The sequence below is a fragment of the Bradyrhizobium sp. genome (assembly GCF_036735945.1).
Lineage (GTDB): Bacteria > Pseudomonadota > Alphaproteobacteria > Rhizobiales > Xanthobacteraceae > Bradyrhizobium.
Genome location: NZ_DAINNI010000236.1, coordinates 1 through 3,302, shown reverse-complemented (window position 1 = coordinate 3,302; position 3,302 = coordinate 1). Strand labels below are relative to the sequence as shown.

Here is a 3,302-nt window from a genome sequence, read left to right as displayed (position 1 = left end):
CCGGATCTTGAACGATGGCCTATAGCGAAGACCATATCGCGCTCGCCGCGGAATATGCACTCGGCACCCTCGATGCCGAGGAACGCGCGCAGGTCGAGACCATGATGGCTGTCGACAGCGAATTCGGCGCGATCGTGCAGGCCTGGGAATATCGGCTCGGCACGCTGAACCAGATGGTCGGCTCGATCGAGCCGCGACCGATCGTATGGGAGAACATCAAGGCTGCGATCGGACATTCGGCCGAACAACAGGCGCCGCTGGTGCTGCCCGAGACGCCGTCGCTCGAGCCGGCGGCCGAGCCCGTGGTCGCCGAGGCGCCGCCGATCGTCGAAGCGCCCACCGCGACTGATTCCAGCATCATCCGCTTGTCGGACGCGCGGGCGAAGCGCTGGCGCAATATCGCATCCATCACGAGCGCAATGGCGGCGGCACTGGTCGCGATGCTGGCGGTGCAGGTCTATCAGCCGGATCTGTTGCCGGAGGCGCTGCGGCCGGCGCCGCGCATCCAGACCGTCGAGGTGAAGACGCCGGCGCTGCCGTCAGCGCAATATGTCGCGTTGCTGCAGCGCGACGCCGCGTCGCCCGCCTTCATCCTGACGGTCGATGCCGCGACCAGGAATTTTACCATCCGCAAGGTCGGAGCGGAGGGCCAGCCGGGCAAGAGCTTCGAGCTCTGGCTGGTTTCCGACAATCTGCCGCAGCCGCGCTCGCTCGGCGTGATCGGCGGCAGCGATTTCACCGCGCGGCCGGTGCTGTCCGACTTCGACTCCGGCACCATCAACAACGCCACCTTCGCGGTTACCGTCGAGCCGGCCGGCGGCTCCCCGACCGGCCAGCCGACCTCGACGCCGATCTTTACCGGCAAGCTGATCGAGACGGTGCCGGCGCGCTAAGACCCTCATGGTGAGGAACGCGCCCTTGCGCGCGTCTCGAACCACGTGGCCCCATCTCGCCTGCGGCCATCCTTCGAGACGCCTGCTTGCGCAGGCTCCTCAGGATAAGGTCGGCGGATGTGGTGCACAAAAAAAGAAAACGCCCGTGGGGAGCGGGCGTTTTCGCAGTCAACTTGGGGGTAGTTGGGGTCTTAATATCCACGTGGCGACTTTGGGGGGCTGTAAAGAGCCGCGTGAATTCCGAAAATTCGTCTCCTCTAGCGAACGACTGAGTTGCCTGAGCTGGTGACGACGACCGGCTTGCCGGCCTTCATCACGCGCGTGCTCGCGGTCTGAGTGAGACCTTCGTCCGAGCTGGTGCGCGCCGAGATGCTGAAACCGGCGACCACGATACCTGCCACGAGTGCCACAACCACGATCTTGAGATGGGTCGTGCGATCTGCGCTGTAGATCGAGTGGTTCATGGAAGTCTCCTGCCGCCTTCCCGTATGTGGATTTGTCGTATGCCTCCACGGCGGGTTCAACGTCTCGTCCTCCGAAAACGTAGTAATTCGGGAATTCGTTCCAAAGGGTCGATCACAAGGCAGTGAAAAGACTTGAACGACCGCGACCGGCAGCGCGCCTCACGCGGCTGAAAATGAATAATTGTTTATGCATTACAGTATTTTATGGAAGTGGCCGCGCCGCGTGCGGATTGCGGCGCCGATTTACCCAGTTCTAACAAACCATTTGCATGTGACGAAAACGTCTCGGGATTTTTTGGTGATTTGCACCGGGCCGCTACACGCTTCCCACCGTTTTCAGCCGCGCGCGCGGATGGATTTCGGCCTGCGACAATACCGTCGTCTGCGCGCGGAAGCGCTCCACAAGCGAGCGGACGAACGGGCGGATCGCCGCTGAGGTAACCAGTGCCGGCGCCTCGCCCTCGCGCGCGGCCTGCTCGAAGGCGTTGCGAACAGCGGTCATGAACTCCGAGAGTTTTGAGGGCTGCATGGCGAGGCTGCGTTCTTCGCCCTGGCCCAGGATCGATTCCGCAAACGCCTGCTCCCAGCGCGCCGATAGCGCAATCAGCGGCAGGTAGCCGTTGAAGGAGGTGTTCTGCGCGCAGATCTGGCGGGCGAGGCGGGCGCGGACGTGCTCGACCATGATCGCTGGGTTGCGCGAGAAGGCGAGCGCGTCGGCGATGCCTTCGAGAATGGTCGAGAGGTCGCGGATCGAGATGCGCTCGGACAACAGAAGCTGCAGCACGCGCTGGATGCCCGATACCGTGACCTGGCTCGGCACGATGTCCTTGACCAGTTCGCCCTGTTCCTTCGGCAGATCCTTCAGGAGCTTCTGAACCTCGCCATAGGACAGCAGGTCGCTCATGTTGTTCTTGAGCAGCTCGGTCAGATGCGTCGACAGCACGGTGGCGGCGTCGACCACGGTATAGCCCTTCAGCGAAGCCTCTTCCTTCAGCGCGGCATCGACCCAGGTCGCCGGAAGACCAAAGGTCGGCTCGACGGTATGAATGCCGGGCACGCCGACCTGGTTACCGGCGGGATCCATCACCATGAACTGGTTCGGCCAGATCTTGCCGGAGCCGGCGTCGACTTCCTTGATCTTGATGACATAGGTGTTGGCCTCGAGCTGCACGTTGTCGAGGATGCGCACCGCCGGCATCACAAAGCCCATTTCGATCGCGAGCGAACGGCGCAGCGCCTTGATCTGCTCGGTCAGGCGGTCGGTGCCGTCGGGGCCGTTGACCAGCGGCAGCAGCGCGTAGCCGAGTTCGATCTTGAGGTCGTCGATCTTGAGCGCGGAGGCGATCGGCTCTTCCGCGGCGGCCGCCGCGGCGGCGGCAGCGGCATCGGGCGCGGCGGCAGCGGCCGCTTCCTGGGCCCTGGCGATCTGCTTCTGGTTGCGCGCCTTCCAGGCCAGCGCGGCGGCACCGCCGCCGAGCGCGAGGAACGGGAGCATCGGAATACCCGGCAGGAGCGCCAGCACCAGCATCACGCCGGCCGACATGCCGAGCGCCTGCGGATAGCCCGAGAGCTGCTTCATCAGCGCCTTGTCGGCGGCGCCGGTGATGCCGGCCTTGGAGACCAGCAGGCCCGCCGCGGTCGAGACGATCAGCGCCGGTACCTGCGTGACGAGGCCGTCACCGACCGTCAGCACGGTATAGGTGCGGGCGGCGTCGCCGAAACTCATGCCCTGCTGGGCCACGCCGATGATGATGCCGCCGACGATGTTGATGAAGACGATGAGCAGGCCCGCGATGGCGTCGCCGCGGACGAATTTCGAGGCACCGTCCATGGCGCCGAAGAAGCCGCTTTCGTCCTCCAGCGCCTTGCGCCGTTCCTTGGCGGTCTTCTCGTCGATCAGGCCGGCGGAGAGGTCGGCGTCGATCGCCATCTGCTTGCCGGGCAT

Annotated in this window: 3 protein-coding genes; 1 reads left to right on the top strand and 2 read right to left on the bottom strand. The window is 64.5% G+C overall.

Annotated features, from left to right (window positions below; all coding sequences use genetic code 11):
* The first annotated feature begins 14 nt into the window (after window positions 1-14).
* The gene (locus V7E26_RS29740) at window positions 15-893 is read left to right on the top strand and encodes an anti-sigma factor (RefSeq protein WP_324422956.1); all 879 of its coding nucleotides are present in this window, start codon (window positions 15-17) and stop codon (window positions 891-893) included.
* A 257-nt stretch (window positions 894-1,150) separates the two neighbouring features.
* On the opposite strand, the gene V7E26_RS29735 is transcribed toward V7E26_RS29740, so the two are convergent.
* Together V7E26_RS29735 and V7E26_RS29730 are read right to left on the bottom strand one after the other, a co-directional pair.
* Window positions 1,151-1,357: a hypothetical protein gene (locus V7E26_RS29735; protein WP_324422955.1), complete on the bottom strand. Its 207-nt coding sequence runs from the start codon at window positions 1,355-1,357 to the stop codon at window positions 1,151-1,153.
* Between the two features lie 316 nt (window positions 1,358-1,673).
* A partial coding sequence (locus V7E26_RS29730) for a flagellar biosynthesis protein FlhA (RefSeq protein ID WP_324422954.1) occupies window positions 1,674-3,302 on the bottom strand: 1,629 nt, incomplete at its 5' end.

Coding starts and splice junctions, on each gene's coding strand:
- V7E26_RS29740 (WP_324422956.1), top strand. CDS start 15: ATGGCCTATAGCGAAGACCATATCGCGCTCGCCGCGGAATATGCACTC.
- V7E26_RS29735 (WP_324422955.1), bottom strand. CDS start 1,357: ATGAACCACTCGATCTACAGCGCAGATCGCACGACCCATCTCAAGATC.